Genomic DNA, 17,657 nt, shown 5'->3' with positions numbered 1-17,657 from the left:
TTAAATCTCTCGAGATAACTCACTCAAAAAAGTGTGCATAAAAACCTCACGCCTTTTACCTTCCTGCTGAGCAGACGCTGTTTGTAGCGTCTCGGTGATGTTAAATAGCTTCTTATAGAAATGATCGATCGAGTAATTTGCATCATCTGGTGTTCTTGTTTCACAAAAAGGATCATCAAGAGAGTACAAAGCCCGATTTAATGAGCCACTCACTTGCATACAACGAGCAACGCCCACAGCGCCTAGCGCATCCAAACGATCTGCATCTTGTACAATCTTTGCCTCAATACTTTCAGGAGCAATTTGTGCACTAAAACTATGAGCGCAAATAGCATGATGTATCCCAGCATAATACTCAGAGGGGTAATCAATAAACGCCAGAAACTCAACTGCCTTGTCACCAGCCAATTGCGAAGCCAAATGACGCTGCGGATGATTCTTCGGTAAGTTAACGCAATCATGTAACCAAGCGGCAGGAACCACCACGGCTAACTCTGCATTCTCTTCTATGGCCAATTGCTTTGCGATTTTTACTACTCGCAGAATATGATTCAAATCGTGCGCCGCATCCGATACATTTAGTGACTCAAGAAATATTCGACATTGAGACTCAAGCTCAATCAATTGCACATCTGTCATGTTTATTCCAAATAAACCATTAAAAATTGAATGGAATGAAACATATCAAATATCACCGAAACAAAATAATAAAAAACAGATAAAAGACCATATTAAAAGTCATGATATGCGGTGCATTACAGCACCAACGAGCAACATCACTTTTCATATCAAAAAGTACGACCCTCATTCCAGCCTTCCATTTCATTTCTACCCAACAAGAAAACCAAACTTCAGAAGCACAACAACTTGAAGAAAAAGTGAAGACTTCTGATATAATCCGATAAAAACAACTAATATATAAGAAATACTAAAAATGCATATCTTGATAAGCATTCTTTAACGCAATGCTTATTGGATACTGCACAGTGAAAGCAGGTTGATAAAAATTTATGATTAATTCTAGACAATACAAGCTCAATCATAAGTTACTCCTACGCATTGTAGAACTAACCATCTCAACCTTGATTATTTCTCTAACGATCAGACCTCTTCTATTTGATATCCATCATTATTTTATCTGGGTATCTGGATTCGACTTAGTCATCGTAAGCTCACTTTACTTCATCATCCGAACCCAAAAATTTGCAAAGTGGGAAATCTCCATAGCCTTAGTCACAGCAATATTTCTATTGTTGCCCATCTTAGCAATATCTGGTGGCGTAAATAGCCAAGTAGCCTACTTCTTACCTCTTATTCCAGTCATGTCAGCGCTATTGGGCGGCCGTTTAGAGTCTCTACTGATAGGCTTTTTACTGGTTATTATTGTCCTGACGTTCACCTACTACAGCGAGCATATTATTGATTTTAGCGACGGAATATACACTCATGAAAAGTCTTATAGCCGTGGTTTTTGGCTAGTTATCACCATTATTTTCAGTATGTTTTTTGGCCGTTTTTTCTCACAAAAACACACTGAATTAACCGATCAGTTGAAAGATGAAAATCTACAGGATCATCTGACAGGGTTGCTCAATAGAAGAGGTTTAGAACTGCATTTTGGCAAGGCACTAGAATCAGTTTCTGAGACATCCCCTTTAAGCTTAATGCTAATTGATGTGGATTACTTCAAACAAATCAATGATGAACACGGACACGATGTGGGAGATGCTTGCTTAGTCGAAGTTGCTTCCACACTCAAAGAAAGCCTCAGAGAGAATGACATTATCGCTCGATTTGGAGGCGAAGAGTTCATTATTGTGCTTCCCAACACACCTAAAATTGAAGCAACAGTAATTGCAGAAAATATCAGACAAACTATTTCTGAAGGCGTTTATAGTTCACTTAAGTTGCCTCTGACTATTACACTAGGCCTCACAGAAACAAGCCAAGAGAATGACCTGATATTGAAAGTAATCAAACGAGCAGACAAGGCGCTTTATAGAGGTAAAGACAAAGGGCGAAATCGCTTGGAATGGTCTAAATAAAACCTCTCTCCCTATAAATAGAACATAAAAAAGAGTACACAAAGGTACTCTTTTTTATTCATTAACTAAACCAGCTTACTTTTACACTTTAAATTTGTCGCTGATTTCTTTAATTGATTTCGCTTGAACTTCTAACAGATCCATTTGTTCTGCTGTTTGATTAGACTCATGTCCAATATTTTCAGCCAGTTCAGCAATGCCCACAACGTTTTTAGCAATATCTGTTGCCACTTCTGATTGCTGATGAGCTGCTGTTGAAACCTGTACATTCATTTGAGTCAGATTCTTAATCGATTCCGTGCTGGAATGAATAATTTCACTGATTTTCGCCATGGCCTCAACAACCATTTCACGGCGCTGAAGAGAGCCATGCATATCTTCTGTTGCTTTTAATGCACTGGCTTGTAACTTCTCTAGAATGTCCTTAATTTCAACCGTACTTTGCTGGCTACGTTGCGCCAAACCTCGAACTTCATCCGCAACAACCGCGAAGCCTCGACCTTGTTCACCCGCTCTTGCGGCTTCAATGGCAGCGTTCAGAGCCAGTAAGTTAGTTTGTTCAGAAATACCTTGAATCACACCTAACGCCGTATTGATTTCGTCAACATTTCCGCCCAGCACATGAATAGATTCTTCAACCGTGTTCAATACAGAGCTCAACTCATCTAATTGACGACTCGACAATTGAACCTGCTGCAAGACTTCTTGAATCTCAAGCTCAGTACTTTCTGCAGAGCGTTTAGTGGATTCAGCATTTCCTGCAATCTCATTAGAGTTTGCCTTCATTTCTTCGATAGCACTTGCAACCAGATTCGTCTCGTTAATTTGTCGATCAGATACTTGCGCTAACTTTTCTCGTTGCTCATTCGATTTAGTTGAAATCGATAACAAGCTGTCACTCGAACTTTTTAGATAACTAATATCCACCGCCATGCTGTCTAAGAAAGTATTAAAGTCTGTCGAGATATTATTCAAAATATCGATGGAGCTTGCTGGTAATTTTTTCGTTAAATCACCTTGACCACCAGCGAGCTTTTTCACGGCGTCACCCAATGTTGCCAACGGACCTAAAACAGTTTGCGTTGATAAAAGTACAATGGCAGTTAACACGCCAAAAACAACAGCCAAGATGCCAAATGCGAACCACTGACTCTCCTGTTGAATTCCACCTACAGAGTCCTGAATGTTAGATACAATTTTTTCAGCACTATCAATGTAGAAACCCGTTCCAATCACAAGATCCCATTTCTGAACATAAACACCATAGCCGTATTTTTTACTTGATTCGGTTTCTCCCGGCTTAGGGAAGTAAAATTGACTGAAACCATCTCCCTTCATTGCGGAATTGATAATGTCTTGTATTAATAGATTCCCTTGAGAGTCTTTTAAGTCATATAAGTTAACATCGACTTTTCCGCCTGCCCCATGCATCAATCGCATACCATCTGTCGCGTAAGCGTATAAATACCCTTCGCCACCATCGTACTTATAGGTGTTTAACAGAGCTAAGCCTGCAGCCATACCTTCTTTTCCAGGCTTATTAATCTCTGGCTGGATAATACTGATAGCTGAATCTAAAACCGTTACCAAACGATTTTTTTCTGTTTCAATCGTCGCTTCTTCAACTAAAACAGAAACACCATTATTCACTCTAGTTAATGTATGTACTTGAGTGATGGCACCGATCAGAGCAATTAACAAAAAAGGCCCAAATGATAGAAGATAAATTCTCAACTTGAGAGATTTGAACATATAAAAATTCCTTGCGATTGCAATAAAACCTAACTCATCTAACTTAAATCGAGACAGCTCTCTATGAAATCTGCCGCGTAACAGAGTAAAGATAGCAGAGGAAAACAACCTCTCCTAGCAATGAAGTAAAAAATACCTTTTTTAAGAAACCGCTAAATTGGGTCTGAAAAAAGCCAAACCAACTTAAATAAGAATCATTATTTAAAAGACGAGCAAACGAAAAGCGACATACCAGCCATAGGCCATGAAAATGTCATTTATATGCAATCAACCCTATCGAAAACTGCCAACAAGTATTAAAATCTGCGCAAATCCCCTACCCCTTCGTTAAGGATCTTTAATGACTTTGTCGACCAGTCAGTCAAGCAATGTCGTAGTTGTTAGTAACTCTTCAGATAACCCATTCGCTATTGATGTTGCTTATGCAATGGGCCAATACGATGACATTGCTGATTTAATCAGTATGAAGCAATTCATGAACTCCGAGTTCTGTCCTCGATTTATTTCAGATGAAGCCGACTTTGAAAACATAGGCCGTAAGCTAAAAGATAAATCCGTCATTATTGTTAGTACAGGCAGCCACATTAAAAGCCGTCAAGAACTGGCAATGGCGAATTTGATTATTGCTCGTGCCGCTAAAGAGAATGGCGCTGCTCGCGTTATTCTAGTAGAGCCAGATTTGTTCTACAGCGCACAAGATCGCGGCCCTCACAAAAGCTTAGGCGAAACCAGTTTCGAACGAGATATTAACGATATTAAGAAGTTCGACGGACAACCTTTTACGGCCAAGCTTTACGCGCAAATGCTGAAACTGTCAGGTGTGGACACTGTGATGACTATTCACAATCACTCTGACTCAGTACAGAAGATTTTTACAGAAGTATTTGAAGGGGACTTCCACAACCTCATTCCCTATGAGATTTACGCTCATTACTTGCTGAATTCAGACATTTTACATTACGGCGAAGATGGCGAAGGCTTAGTTCTTTGTGCACCAGACAAAGGCGCTCGAGATTTCGTAAAAGAAATGTTTAACCGCCTTGGTTTGAGCAAAGCAAAATTCATCATGCTTGATAAAGAACGTACCGCTGAACGTAAAGTAGAAATAACACTTCACAAAGAAAGCGAACACACGTTTGATGGTTTAGATGGTGCTAGTATTATCTTGTTCGACGACATGGTTCGTACTGGCTCTACCGTCGTTAAATCTTGCCAATTTTTGAAGCAAATTAACCCGCAACGCATGGTATTTGCTGTATCTCACTTTTACGCAAGTGATGAAGGTCGAGAAAGAATGGCACATCCAGCCTTGGGTGAAATCTTAACCCTGAATACACTACCAACTATTTTGAACCGAGATGAGCAAGGTAGACTACGTAAGAAAATGGTCGTTCTGAAAGTAGAGAAATGGCTAGCTCAAGAACTGTGCAATATTCTTGATCTACCAAATACTCAGGAGCCGAATCCATATAAAATTGACATGTCTTCTAAGAACCCTCGCTTTAAACGCAAAATTTGGTTCAGTGAAGAGCTACACGAGCTTCAACCAAAATAAAAAAATGCCCAGTCACTCAAGCAAGTGACTGGGCATTTTACATTTATTGTTAAGACTTAAAAGCCTTCTATCACGCACGAAACGACAACAAAAGTATGTCTTTCATTTTTCGCTCTAATTCCACACCAGCCGCTTCAAAATCCTCACGCTCAACCTTGTATAAAAATGGCTGAACATTTCTTAGCTTTTTAATGGCTTGTGGATCTTCTGCTAGCAGCACGGCAACATAAGAAAAAGCATCATAGTAAGGGAACGCCTGTTCACGTAGAGCATTCAAGTAAGAATCGACTGTACCTTCACCAAAGACTTGCTTAATCGCTGTAATGGCGCCAAATACAGCAACGCCTTCACAAAGCGCGGGCACTTTCTGCTCTCCAGAACCTAGAGGATAAAGACCTCTGACCATTTCTTGAATCACATCTGCCAATAGCATGACGTCATTTGTGAAACTTCTTGCAGGGATTTGAACCTTATAACGATAAGGTTCATTAGCGTATTCAAATACCACTGTCGGCTTGGCAATATTATCCAGTACATCAAAGCCATCAAACTTTGCTTCCGCCACTGCCTCACCAAAAAGAAACTCAACAGCAGGCAACCAAGCCGTGCGAAGCTTTTCTAATTTTTCGATCTGTATAGATTGAGAATCTGCCACAACCTTTTCCTTCTCTCTACTTTTATTAGGCAGAACCTTACCATAACCACGCCTCCCAAGCAGATAAAATTCAGTTGTTTATCAAACACAAACTCTCTTTCTGCGACTAGGAGGCATCATTTAATTTACCCTCAACTTAGGTATGTTAGAATCATCGACCATACCAGCCGCAAGAGCGGTGGTTTAAGGAAAGCCTTTTTTACAATCAAGCTTTCATTACTCATTATTATCTAGGAGATTAAACCATGCGTCTTAATACGCTTAAAATCGGATTAGCGGCATTGTTTGCAGCTTTACCTACTCTTGCATTGGCTCACGCTGGTCACGAACACTCTTCCAGCTTCATGACTGGTTTTATGCATCCTATCGGTGGTCTTGACCATTTGTTGGCTATGTTGGCAGTTGGTATTTGGGCAGCAAGTCTTGGTGGTCGAGCTTTGTTTACCGTGCCTTTGGCGTTCGTTGGCGCTATGTTAGTTGGTGGTGGTATGGCTGTTGCTGGAATACAGGTTCCATTTATTGAACAAGGTATTTTGTTATCTGTTATCTTGATGGGCGCTTTATTGGTTGGCAGCACTCGCTTCCCAACGGCAGTTTGTGCTTTAGTAGCTGGTTCATTTGCTTTGTTCCATGGTGCAGCACACGGTTTGGAAATGCCGTTGAATGCAAATGGCGCTTTGTACGCATTCGGCTTTGCTTCTGCGACCGCTCTATTGCACCTTATCGGCCTTGGCTTTGGTAGTCTCATTGCCCGTTTACAAGTAAACATTGCAACACGCATTACTGGTGGTGTTATTGCACTAACAGGCTTATTTCTAGCAATCGCATAATTTCTATGTAGCGCCATAAAATACAGTTTCCTATACGAAAGTTTTATGGCGCTTCATATTTGTAACAATCAAGTTACTAAACTTCGCAATCATCTCACTCCACTTACAAAAGTTTCCATTAAGCCTTTACCCTCTTAACATTCATGACATCTATTTACAAAATATGAAATATCAATACAGGGTTTATAGGTATCATTTAAGTATAAATTTTAAACAACCTTAAAGCAGGGATTTGGATTGAAAGAATTAAAAGCAACAAAGTTGTTTGCTACTTTTATTGCATGCACAGCTTTCATAAGCATTGTGGCATTAGGTGGGTATTGGACTCATTCAATGAATAAAGCAGCAATCAACCAACAGACTTCCACATTGAGTAGCTTGTCTCGTTCACAAGCTGCTTTTTTAGAACGTCGTTTATCTACTGCTTTTACTGCGACTCAAATTCTGGCTTATGAAGTAGAACACCATGATGGCGAATATTATTGGTTTGATGAGTATTCAGATACTCTTTTAAATTCAATTGATGGCATTGAGAGCTTACAGCTAGCTCAAGACGCCATTATCAATAAAATATTTCCTTTAGAAGGAAATGAAGCGGCTATTGGTCTTAATATCCTATCCAATACGCAACATAAAGAAGAAGCTCTATCTGCTATTAAGAACCGTAAACTCATTAGTGTTGGGCCTGTAAACCTTGTACAAGGTGGAATCGCTGTTATAGGTCGCGCACCAGTCTATCTTTATAGAGGCACTCAAAGGGAAATTTTTTGGGGATTCGCTTCCGCTGTTATTAATCTCAATAAGTTAATTGAAGCAACTCAACTCAAAGAACTCATTAATGAAGGTTACAGATACGATCTTTCGAGAATTAACATCATTTCTGGCCAAGAAGTTATGTTGTCTAAATCCGAACAACCTCTTACAGAAGTGCAAGCCTCTGCTGACCTTATTATTCCTGCCGGACAATGGAAGCTTACCATCAGCAAACCAATGGAAGAGCAGCTATTCAATAGAAATGTAACTGGCTACTCTATTAGCCTTTTAATGGCCATCACCATTGCCATTGGATTGTATCTAATATTGATACAGCCTCAGCGCCTCAGAATCTTAGTTAAAGAAAAAACAAAAGAATTAGAAGAGCTTGCTTACAAAGACCCTTTAACTGGCTTACCAAACCGTCGCTACTTACAAAATTATTTACCTGATGCTTTATATAAGACTCAAAAGCGCCAAAAGACCTCTGCTTTTATCTATTTTGATTTAGATAACTTTAAACGCATAAACGATACCCTTGGACATGATGTCGGAGATCAAATCCTGGTTATCGTAGCAAACCGTCTCAACACTCTAAAAGGCAACTCTAACCTAGTTATACGACTAGGTGGTGATGAATTCGGAATCATTCTAAACGATATTCAAAGCTATGAAGAAGCAGCTGAGTATGCAAACAAAATATTAGACAATATAAAGGAACCCATTGTTATCAATAACAATAAGTTCACGCTGACAACATCACTTGGCGTTGCCATGATCCCAGAGCACGGGCATGACCTTGTCACCATAATGCAAAACTCTGACATGGCTTTATATCAAGCCAAACTAGAAGGCAAAAACCAATATGCTTTTTACAATGAAAGCATAAAAATGAATGCCTATACACAAATGCAAAGTGAGTATGATCTGGACCAAGCTATACGAGAAAACGAATTCGAGCTGTATTACCAACCTCAGTTCGATCTAAAAACAAATAAAATATGTGCAGCTGAAGCACTGATTCGCTGGAATCACCCAGAAAAAGGGTTAGTTTTTCCAGACCACTTTATTCCTCTTGCCGAAAGCTCTGGCAAAATCGTTGAGTTAGGCTACTGGATTTTAGAAAATGCCATCGCTTACCAAGCCAAACGCAAGCGTGATGGACAACCAGAAATTTTATTGCATATTAATTTATCTTCGAAGCAGATTTCTGACCCTAACCTTGTTCAATTTGTCCAAGAGTTACTTTTAAAGTATCAGGTATCAGCATCGTCTGTTGGCTTTGAAATCACAGAAACATTGATACTTGAGGATTTAAAACTGGCTAAGCGTGTACTTCAGACCTTCAAAAATATGGGGATGTGTATTGCTATTGATGATTTTGGCACAGGCTATTCATCGCTTGCACAACTTAAACATCTGCCTGTTAGTCTGCTTAAAATTGATCGTAGCTTTGTTATGGATTTGGAGCATGACATTAACGATAGAAAAATCATTGAAGCCATTATTGCCATGGCACACAAACTACATATAAAAGTGTTAGCAGAGGGAATAGAGACAAAATCACAATGGGAGATGCTTGAGTCTTTCCATTGCAACTTAGGTCAAGGCTATTATGTCAGCAAAGCCGTATCTGGATCTGATTTTTACAGGATCCCTCTGACCATTAAACACCAAACATCTAACGAATACGCTTAATTGCAGTTTATTAAGGTAACAGACATGAAAAAGCCCCAAGTACAAATGCACTTGGGGCTTTTTTGATTTTCTAACGCCTATATTAAGACGCTAAACAAATTGCACGCCCATGATTATGAGACTCGACAAGCTCTTTATGTAAACTGCAAATCGCTTTTTCATAGTCTTCTTCATCAACGACAAATTGCATGTCTACTTGACGCATAGATTGGTGCATAGCCAAGACATTAACCTCTTGCTCTGCAATCGCTTTTACAGCTTTTGCCAACATACCAGTCGTCTTCATATCACTACCAATCGCTGACACAATCGCCACTTTACGTTGGGTGATCTCAGCACCTTCAAAGCGCTCTTGTAAAACTTGCATAACCCGCTTTAGGATTTTTAAGTTAATCGCTAAATAGTGCGTAATGGTGTTAGCGTTAATGTCTTTAGCAATAATATGGACATTAAATTGGCTCAGTACTTTAAGAATCGCCATATCAAATTTATCGATATCGCCCGCCATTTCTTGGTCAAATATTTCAACCGCGAACACTCCACGACAACCAGCAATGATCTCAACACAAGGCGCATCACTGACATAATCGCCTGTGATTAAAGTACCAGTGTGGTCTGGTTCGAAGGTATTTTTAACACGAAGAGAAATATTACTCTGACGCAAACCTTTAGCGGCTTTAGGGTGAATTGCTTCCATCCCAAGGTTAGCCAGCTGATCCGCTACGTCATAGTTAGTACGACCGATTGGCACAGCTTTCGCTTCGCCGACCAAACGTGGGTCTGCACTGCTCAAATGAAACTCTTTGTGGATCACTGCTTCACGCGCTTCTGTCAAAACAGCAATACGGCTAAAAGTCATTTCACTGTAGCCACGGTCGAATGTTGACATTAGACCAGTCTCACTATGAGCATAACCTGTAGCAATAGGTAATTCTTTATGTAGATCAACATCTTTAAATGCATCAACAATGCGCTCATCAAGCGACATTTGACTTGGGCTGTTCCAGCCAGTCAGATCAACAAAAACAGCATTCACGCCGTCTCGCTTTAACAAATGCGCAGTGTTCCAAGCACTGTGTGCTTCACCAATACTGGCTAGCATTTCTCGTACTGTTGCAAGGTGCTCACTGATTGAGAAATGGCCATGCTGACAAAGACGATACAAGTCTTCAAGGCACTCTTGAGCATCTTTTAAACGCTCAAGTAAAAAAGCATCCGCTTGATCGCGTAACTTGCCCGCATCAAACAGGCTATGGTTGATCTCAAGCATGGCGGCGCGCACTTCTTCTAATGCTGGCAACCAATGGTTCTGCTGACGGTCATAAGCAAACAAAGCATACACACCAGCGTCGCCTGTTTTCTTATGTTCCAACAGTTTATCTGTCATGCCAGCATAAGCAGACACCACAAAAATTCGCTGATACATGCTATGTGCTTGAGTCGGTTTAAAAATGATATTATCTCTAACCGAACGGTAGTCGCTCATAGACGTACCGCCGATCTTTTCAACTGTGTGCTGTCCCATTACTTACCCAATTCTTAAAAGGCCTAGAAGCGAAAAAGTACGTTATTCGCTCAGAATAAAAAATGATCGCTATAGTGTCATAATAGTGCAAAAAACTTAAGCACTTTTGTATGAATTGCACTCAAATAGTCCAAATTATTATTCTAGAATTTCATACGCCCCTTCGGCATTATGAACTTCCTTTCCAGTAATTGGTGGATTAAACACACAAGCCAATTTCAACTCTTTAAACGCTCTTAATGTATGAGCATCATGCTTATCTAAAACATACACAACACCCGGTTTGATCGAATGTTTCTGTCCAGTTTCACGGCTTTCCACTTCACCTTCACCTTCAATGCAATACACAGATTCAAGGTGGTTTTGATAATGCATGTCGAAGTCTTTACCTTCATAAATCGTCGTAATATGAAAAGAAAACCCCATCTTGTCTTCTTTTAATAAAAGTCGAGTACTTTCCCAGTTTCCGTCGGGAGAAACCACTCGGCGTTCTGTTTTTTCGCATTGAGCTAGGTCTCGTGCAAACATGTCTCACTCCTAATTTTGTTCTAAAAAACACGCCTGCTGGTTAACAAACGTGTTCTTATCGTTAATCTTTAAACGGCAATATCGTAATTTTCATCAAAGTAGCTTTTGGCTTCTGGCATATCGTCTTCTTTCGCACATACATCACGAATAGCGCGCTCTAAAATATCAATGCCCTGCTCTAAATCTTCGTCTTTAATAATCAAAGGACATAGGAATTTCACTACCTGATCATCCGCTCCAGACGTCTCAATCATCAAACCATTCTGGAAACATTTCTTTGTGATTTTATCGGCTAATTCGCCGCTAACGCAGTTAATACCACGCATCATGCCTCTACCTTGAACAGTGAAGTTCCCTTCACCAAACTCATTTACGATAGCTTGCGTACGCTGATGGATGTAATCACCCTTACGCTTAATGTCTTTCTCGAAGGCATCGTCTTTCCAATAGGTTTCAATCGCCGCTTTTGCTGTCACGAAAGCAAGGTTATTACCTCGGAAAGTACCGTTATGCTCACCAGGTTTCCATTCATCAAGCTCAGGTCGCATCAATACCACGGCGAATGGCAAACCATAACCACTTAATGATTTAGACATGGTGACAATATCAGGCTGAATGCCTGCACCTTCAAAACTAAAGAAAGTGCCTGTGCGACCACAACCAGCTTGGATGTCATCCACAATCAGCAACACACCATGCTTTTTACACACCGCTTCAAGGTTCTGTAACCACTCAAAACCAGCCACATTAATGCCACCCTCACCTTGTACTGTTTCAACAATCACGGCAGCCGGCAAATCAACACCACTACTAGAATCAGTAAGCACTTTGTCCAAATACTCTGTAGTTTCTATGCCTTCACCTAAATAGCCATCAAATGGCACAGTCGATACACCTGCACCTAATGTCATACCTGCCGCGCCACGGTGATGCGAGTTCCCCGTAACAGACAAAGCGCCTAAGCTACAACCGTGAAAGCCATTGGTAAAACTGATGATATTTTCTCGACCTGTGACGTTACGCGCCAGCTTCAATGCCGCTTCAACCGCATTGGTTCCAGTTGGCCCAGTAAACTGCATCATGTACTCAAAGCCACGAGGCTCTAAAATGTGCTTTTTAAAGGTTTCCAAAAACTCACCTTTGGCTTTTGTGTGCATATCCAAACCGTGGGTAATACCATCTTCCAAGATGTACTCTATAAGCTTTTCCTTAAAGATTGGGTTGTTATGCCCGTAATTCAGAGTCCCTGCACCAGCCAAAAAGTCCAGATACTTATTGCCCTCTTGATCGTATAAATGCGCGCCTTGCGCTCTATGGAAAACTCGCGGAAAAGAACGTGCGTAAGATTGAACTTCAGATTCAATTTCATCAAAAATTTTCATATTAAGTACCCTGTTAAGTTAAAAGTGTTAGAAGAGAAAAATAAAACGTCTTAGTCATGTCGCTTTTTAGCGTGGGATAGGGCCGATTTTGGCAAGGTGCTCAGTATCATGTTGTCCTTTGAAATGTTGTTCTTTATCGAACATCACCGACTTTTCTAATACGGCGCCTAACTCATTAGTCAAACTTCTGAACAAAGCCCAAGATCCTTGGTTATCTGCTGTAATGCTCGTTTCTATATGCGTTACATCACGACAAAAAGGTCTTTCAAGCAAAGCTGATAACATCTTCTTAGCTAACCCTTGTCCTCGCATCTGATCGCTCACAGCAACCTGCCAAACAAATAAAGTATTTTGAGCATTCGGCAATATGTATCCAGAAATAAAGCCAACTAGCTCACCATCTTCTAAACGAGCCATGATAGAAGTTTCACTAAAATGGCTGGCTTGTAGTAAGTTGCAATAAACAGAATTTGTGTCCAATGGTGGGCAAGAAGCAATCAGTTTATGGACAGCCATTCCATCCATTGCGCTCGGTTTATCAAAAAGTATTTTTTTGCCATTCATAGCCACATCCATTAGAAAACAAATTATTTAGAAAACGATATATCTATCTACTACTAGAAAAAGTTATTTATAAACAAAGAGAAAATTAAAAACTTCGCTTTAAACAACAGAAACTATAGTTTGATGTCTAAACATTATACCTAAAAATATTATTTCGTCTAGAAGATAGTTAGAGATCTAACCATATACACATCAAGAGCAGGTAAAAAACACACAATAAATACGATTAATAAGCCTTTGAGGGGAAAGAAAGATAAGCAAAATTGCCTTTTTTTGTTGCATATAGACGCAGAAGTTTGGAAAATCCTGCCGGATTTCAAAGTTTGGCTTATTAAGCGTTCATTTGCTCCTGATGCAACAAGAGTGTAAAAGCAGTCGCAAAACAAACTTTGACTACAATATATTTTTTATTTTTTTAATCATTTAGAGATAATTATGACAAATAAAACATCTATCCAAGGCTCCTGGGCGAGTCGTTGGATATTCATTTTGGCAGCAACGGGTTCTGCCGTTGGTTTAGGTAATATTTGGAAGTTCCCATACATTACAGGTGAAAATGGCGGCGGCGCGTTCGTTTTGGTTTACCTTGTTTGTATCGTATTAGTTGGTATTCCTATTATGATGGCCGAAGTGTTTATTGGTCGTCGTGCTCGAAAAAATCCAATCAATGCCCTCGTTGATGTAGCCGAAGAATCTGAAGGCTCTAAAAAATGGGGACTTATCGGTCTGATGGGCATGCTATCAGGCGTGTTTATTTTCTCTTTCTACTCTGTTGTCGCAGGCTGGGTTCTACATTACATAAAAGTCATGCTGACAGGTGAAATGGCTAATGTTACTTCAGAACAAGCCAGCGCCGCTTTCGGTGCATTGCTTTCTGATCCTGCCACTCTACTAATCTGGCACACTATTTTTAGTGTTATGTCGATCGCTGTTGTTGCTGCAGGTATCAACAAAGGTATCGAGACAGCAACTCGCATCATGATGCCAGCTTTGTTCGTTCTATTATTAATTCTTCTTGGCTATGCAATGACGACAGATGGCTTTGCTGCTGGCGTTGATTTCATGTTCCATTTTGACGTAAGCCAACTATCTTGGAATGCCGTTCTTGTTGCTTTAGGCCACTCTTTCTTTACCTTATCTTTGGGTATGGGAACCATCATGGCATACGGCTCTTACATGACGAAGAAAGCCTCTATTGGTAAGACAGTATTGGCTATCGGTGCATTGGACACGATTGTGGCTTTGGTTGCAGGTTTGGCTATTTTCCCAATCATTTTTGCCAACAATATGGACCCAGCTGCAGGGCCAGGGTTGATGTTTATGTCCTTACCAGTGGCGTTCGGACAAATGCCTTTCGGTCAATTATTCGGTGTATTGTTCTTTGTCTTAGTCGGCATTGCCGCTTGGACTTCAGCTATTTCTCTATTAGAGCCAACTGTTGCTTTCTTAGTTGAAAAGTTTGAAATGAAACGTACTTCCGCGTCTATTCTTCTTGGTTCTGGTGTGTGGGCGTTGGGCTTAGCTTGCCTAGGATCATTCAATGTCATCTCCGATGTTACTTTCTTCGGTAAGAACACATTTGATTTATTAGACTATATTACTGCCAACATCATGTTGCCATTAGGCGGCATCTTGATCGCATTGTTTGCCGGTTGGGTAGTAAAAGACAAGTTTGCTCAGGACGAGCTAGAACTATCGGACACAGTATTTAAACTTTGGAAAGTTTCGATGAAATTTACAGCGCCAGTTGCTGTCGCTATTGTTTTATATTTCCTTCTGTTCCCTATGTCTTAATTTGAGTTCTTCATCACCCACTAAAGTTCTCTTTAGTGGGTGTTTTGAAGATTCCAAATCACTCAATAAACCTACATAGATCTTAAAGCGTAGCTCTCTCCTGCAGATTGAAATGTCTTAGTAATAGCCGCTTCAGCGTCTGAGTAAAATGACTGAGCATTTGACCCTTTTTCTTCTTTTAGCTTTTGAAATTTGTTCCAAAATACTTCGTGGAAGTAAAACGCCACAGTGTTGATTGCTGGCTCAACAATGGCAACCAAGCCACCAACAATAAAGCTTCCTGTAATCAAGTAAGCCACAGTGAAGGCAATTGAAAAGTGCATAACAGCGAATGTAATAGTTTTAGTCATTTGAATCTCCTCGTTTGATTTAATAAAGATATTAGATGAGAAAATTAAATAACCAAAATATATTATTAATATTTGTCTGATAGTTTTTTTATTAAATACGTTTTATAAAACTGCTTACCCCTTCCAACGCTTCGGAATACACTTCCACACTACCTTGCATGGTTATATTTAATTCATGGGCTGCCAACCAGAAACCTGCGCCCACTGCTGTAACAGGCTTTTCCCATTGCTGCATTTGTGAGATGAGGTCTAACGACTTCGGAGCCTGTTCATTTTCGCAAAATACCAATATAGATTGCGCATCAACACCTTCAACTAGGCGAGACCAGTCATCTGCTTGCTGAGCGTTTGGCACAACTCGACAAGATATTCCCTTGTCTAACAACATAGCAGCCGCCATATAACACCAAAGCACTCGCTGAGACATCAAACCTGTAATCAATACCTTAGGCGCGTGCTTTACTTGAGATCGAAAATTATTTGTTCGCGCAATAAGACACGACAGAATAACGGACTCGCAAAACGCTAATGCCGCTCCTTTACCCAACTTTTCAAAACTGGGCAACAACCAGTCTCGCACAGCAATATCAGCGGGATATTGCGAAAACACTTGCTGATAAAGCTGCTCTATTTTTTCCTCTTGAAAGCCTTGTGATGCTTTTAACAAAGACGCCTGCCAATCTAACCACTCATTTGATGGCGAAACACCTTCAACGGCCGTTCCTTGATCTAACAAAGCACGCACCTTGCTCACTGCAACACCTTGCTGAATCCAACGCAGTATTCCTTCCACACGCTGCACATCACCTTGATCATAAAGGCGATGACCTTTCTTTGTACGCTTTGGTTTCAACAAGCCATAACGACGCTCCCAAGCTCGTAAGGTGACGGAGTTCACACCGGTCTTCAAAGACAACTCTCTAATAGGAAAGTAAGAAGAACTGTCTAAAACAAGAGATTCATCCAACACATCTGACGCGTCGGCATTCGCCACTTCTTCATTCTGGTTTGATTGGCTCATTTTCATTTCCAATAAATATCAACACTAAAAACAGAGATACACACAATAAAACCTATTGTGACCTAAACTTATTCAACAGGCAAAATCTATACAAATATTTTTTTGTACAATAAACTTGCTTTTATTGTACAAGTTTCTATATTGTATAAGAAAGACAACAAAGAAAGCGGAGCAATATCATTATGAGCACACAGACAAGAGACAAGAATGAAGCGATCATCTTTGATATTGCCATTGTTGGTGCTGGTCTAGCCGGAAGCTTATCCGCTCATCTGTTATCAGAATCTGGCTACAAGGTATGTGTTATAGAAAAAGGCCGCGGAAGCGGTGGCCGAGCAAGCAGCAAAAAAATCGCGGACGACATCAGCTGTGATCTGGGCACCCCTTTTATCTACGCACACCGACCAGAATCAAAAGAAATATTGGAAAAGCTAGCAAAAGAAAATATTGCAGCGCCGTGGAAACAATTCAGCAAGCCTGAGGCTCAAGCTTTTGTTGGCGTACCAAAAATGAGTGCAATTACTCGCCATTGGCTAAATCAATCGACAATCATTACTGAAACACGAGTTCATCACATAGATCAGGTTCACAGTGACAACAGCCAACCCACTTGGTTGTTAAGAGACGATAAATATCAAAAAGTGGTCCATGCTAAAAAGATCATCATCACAGCACCAGCGCCACAAGCAGCGATGATATTGGCCACCCATGCTGATTTAGCCGTTCTATTATTAAGAGCAAATCAGGCAAGCAAAGCATATCAGTCACAATGGGCCATGTGGTTAGAAGCAAGCAGCAGCAACTTGAATGCTTTGATCGAATTCGATCAAGGTCCTATTGCTCGAATGATAAAAGATAACCATAAGCCTATGCGTAAAGGCGATGATGTAGATCGCTGGGTTATTCAAGCCGATACAAAGTGGACAAGTGAACACCTTGATGCTGATAAAAAACAAATCACTCAAGCACTTCTTCAAGCTTTTTCGGAGCATACAGAACAAAGAGCGATAAAACACGGCGAGCCACATAGATGGTTATTAGGCCGATTTGAACAAAACAAAGGTAATCAACCTTTTGCCTGGTCCCCCGAACACAATGTTGGATTGGCTGGCGATTGGTTATTTCAAGGTGATGCTGAGGGTGCCCTTTTAAGCGCCTTTTTCCTCACAAATGCAATAAAAGACAGCCGTTGAACTATCCGTTTA

At 40.4% G+C, this 17,657-nt stretch carries 15 protein-coding genes; 6 read left to right on the top strand and 9 right to left on the bottom strand.

Annotation, left to right across the window (positions count from 1 at the left end):
- Complete coding sequence (locus tag AC0L46_RS12600; RefSeq protein ID WP_473504036.1) at window positions 1-639, bottom strand: HD domain-containing protein; 639 nt, start codon at window positions 637-639, stop codon at window positions 1-3.
- A 371-nt stretch (window positions 640-1,010) separates the two neighbouring features.
- Between AC0L46_RS12600 and AC0L46_RS12595 the strand changes: the two genes are divergently transcribed.
- Window positions 1,011-2,045: a GGDEF domain-containing protein gene (locus AC0L46_RS12595; RefSeq protein WP_473504034.1), complete on the top strand. Its 1,035-nt coding sequence runs from the start codon at window positions 1,011-1,013 to the stop codon at window positions 2,043-2,045.
- Window positions 2,046-2,126: 81 nt separating this feature from the next.
- On the opposite strand, the gene AC0L46_RS12590 is transcribed toward AC0L46_RS12595, so the two are convergent.
- Complete coding sequence (locus AC0L46_RS12590; RefSeq protein WP_473504032.1) at window positions 2,127-3,797, bottom strand: methyl-accepting chemotaxis protein; 1,671 nt, start codon at window positions 3,795-3,797, stop codon at window positions 2,127-2,129.
- Window positions 3,798-4,137: 340 nt separating this feature from the next.
- Here AC0L46_RS12590 and AC0L46_RS12585 point away from each other — a divergent pair, with 340 nt between their 5' ends.
- Window positions 4,138-5,352, top strand: a complete 1,215-nt coding sequence (locus AC0L46_RS12585; protein WP_414680404.1) for a phosphoribosyltransferase family protein — start codon at window positions 4,138-4,140, stop codon at window positions 5,350-5,352.
- A gap of 70 nt (window positions 5,353-5,422) precedes the next feature.
- Here AC0L46_RS12585 and AC0L46_RS12580 read toward each other — a convergent pair whose 3' ends face one another.
- Window positions 5,423-6,007 carry a hypothetical protein gene (locus tag AC0L46_RS12580; RefSeq protein ID WP_473504030.1) on the bottom strand — a complete coding sequence of 195 codons (585 nt, stop codon included), beginning with the start codon at window positions 6,005-6,007 and terminating at the stop codon, window positions 5,423-5,425.
- Window positions 6,008-6,252: 245 nt separating this feature from the next.
- Here AC0L46_RS12580 and AC0L46_RS12575 point away from each other — a divergent pair, with 245 nt between their 5' ends.
- A complete protein-coding gene (locus AC0L46_RS12575; protein WP_414680406.1) occupies window positions 6,253-6,837 on the top strand; it encodes a HupE/UreJ family protein in 585 nt (194 codons plus the stop codon).
- Window positions 6,838-7,074: 237 nt separating this feature from the next.
- On the top strand, window positions 7,075-9,288 hold the full coding sequence (locus tag AC0L46_RS12570) for a bifunctional diguanylate cyclase/phosphodiesterase (RefSeq protein WP_473504028.1): 2,214 nt from the start codon (window positions 7,075-7,077) through the stop codon (window positions 9,286-9,288).
- Window positions 9,289-9,370: 82 nt separating this feature from the next.
- On the opposite strand, the gene AC0L46_RS12565 is transcribed toward AC0L46_RS12570, so the two are convergent.
- The 4 genes from AC0L46_RS12565 to ectA all read right to left on the bottom strand — a co-directional run bounded on the left by AC0L46_RS12565 (window position 9,371) and on the right by ectA (window position 13,287).
- The gene (locus tag AC0L46_RS12565; protein ID WP_473504026.1) at window positions 9,371-10,813 is read right to left on the bottom strand and encodes an aspartate kinase; all 1,443 of its coding nucleotides are present in this window, start codon (window positions 10,811-10,813) and stop codon (window positions 9,371-9,373) included.
- Between the two features lie 138 nt (window positions 10,814-10,951).
- Window positions 10,952-11,341, bottom strand: a complete 390-nt coding sequence (locus AC0L46_RS12560) for an ectoine synthase (protein WP_473504024.1) — start codon at window positions 11,339-11,341, stop codon at window positions 10,952-10,954.
- A 68-nt stretch (window positions 11,342-11,409) separates the two neighbouring features.
- Complete coding sequence (gene ectB / locus AC0L46_RS12555) at window positions 11,410-12,723, bottom strand: diaminobutyrate--2-oxoglutarate transaminase (RefSeq protein ID WP_473504022.1); 1,314 nt, start codon at window positions 12,721-12,723, stop codon at window positions 11,410-11,412.
- A 66-nt stretch (window positions 12,724-12,789) separates the two neighbouring features.
- Window positions 12,790-13,287, bottom strand: coding sequence for a diaminobutyrate acetyltransferase (gene ectA, locus AC0L46_RS12550; RefSeq protein WP_473504020.1), 498 nt, complete (start codon window positions 13,285-13,287; stop codon window positions 12,790-12,792).
- 435 nt (window positions 13,288-13,722) lie between these two features.
- On the opposite strand from ectA, the gene AC0L46_RS12545 reads away from it, so the two are divergent.
- Window positions 13,723-15,081 (top strand): sodium-dependent transporter, encoded by a 1,359-nt coding sequence (locus AC0L46_RS12545; RefSeq protein WP_414680411.1) that lies wholly within the window; start codon window positions 13,723-13,725, stop codon window positions 15,079-15,081.
- A gap of 71 nt (window positions 15,082-15,152) precedes the next feature.
- On the opposite strand, the gene AC0L46_RS12540 is transcribed toward AC0L46_RS12545, so the two are convergent.
- Window positions 15,153-15,431 (bottom strand): DUF2061 domain-containing protein, encoded by a 279-nt coding sequence (locus AC0L46_RS12540; RefSeq protein ID WP_473504018.1) that lies wholly within the window; start codon window positions 15,429-15,431, stop codon window positions 15,153-15,155.
- A gap of 91 nt (window positions 15,432-15,522) precedes the next feature.
- Complete coding sequence (locus AC0L46_RS12535; protein WP_473504016.1) at window positions 15,523-16,452, bottom strand: MerR family transcriptional regulator; 930 nt, start codon at window positions 16,450-16,452, stop codon at window positions 15,523-15,525.
- A 182-nt stretch (window positions 16,453-16,634) separates the two neighbouring features.
- On the opposite strand from AC0L46_RS12535, the gene AC0L46_RS12530 reads away from it, so the two are divergent.
- Window positions 16,635-17,645, top strand: a complete 1,011-nt coding sequence (locus AC0L46_RS12530; RefSeq protein ID WP_473504014.1) for an NAD(P)/FAD-dependent oxidoreductase — start codon at window positions 16,635-16,637, stop codon at window positions 17,643-17,645.
- The last annotated feature ends 12 nt before the right edge of the window (window positions 17,646-17,657 follow it).

Source organism: Marinomonas sp. 15G6-16 (assembly GCF_055809555.1).
The sequence above is the reverse complement of the archived record's forward strand: the minus strand, read 5'-3'. Positions and strand labels throughout refer to the sequence as shown.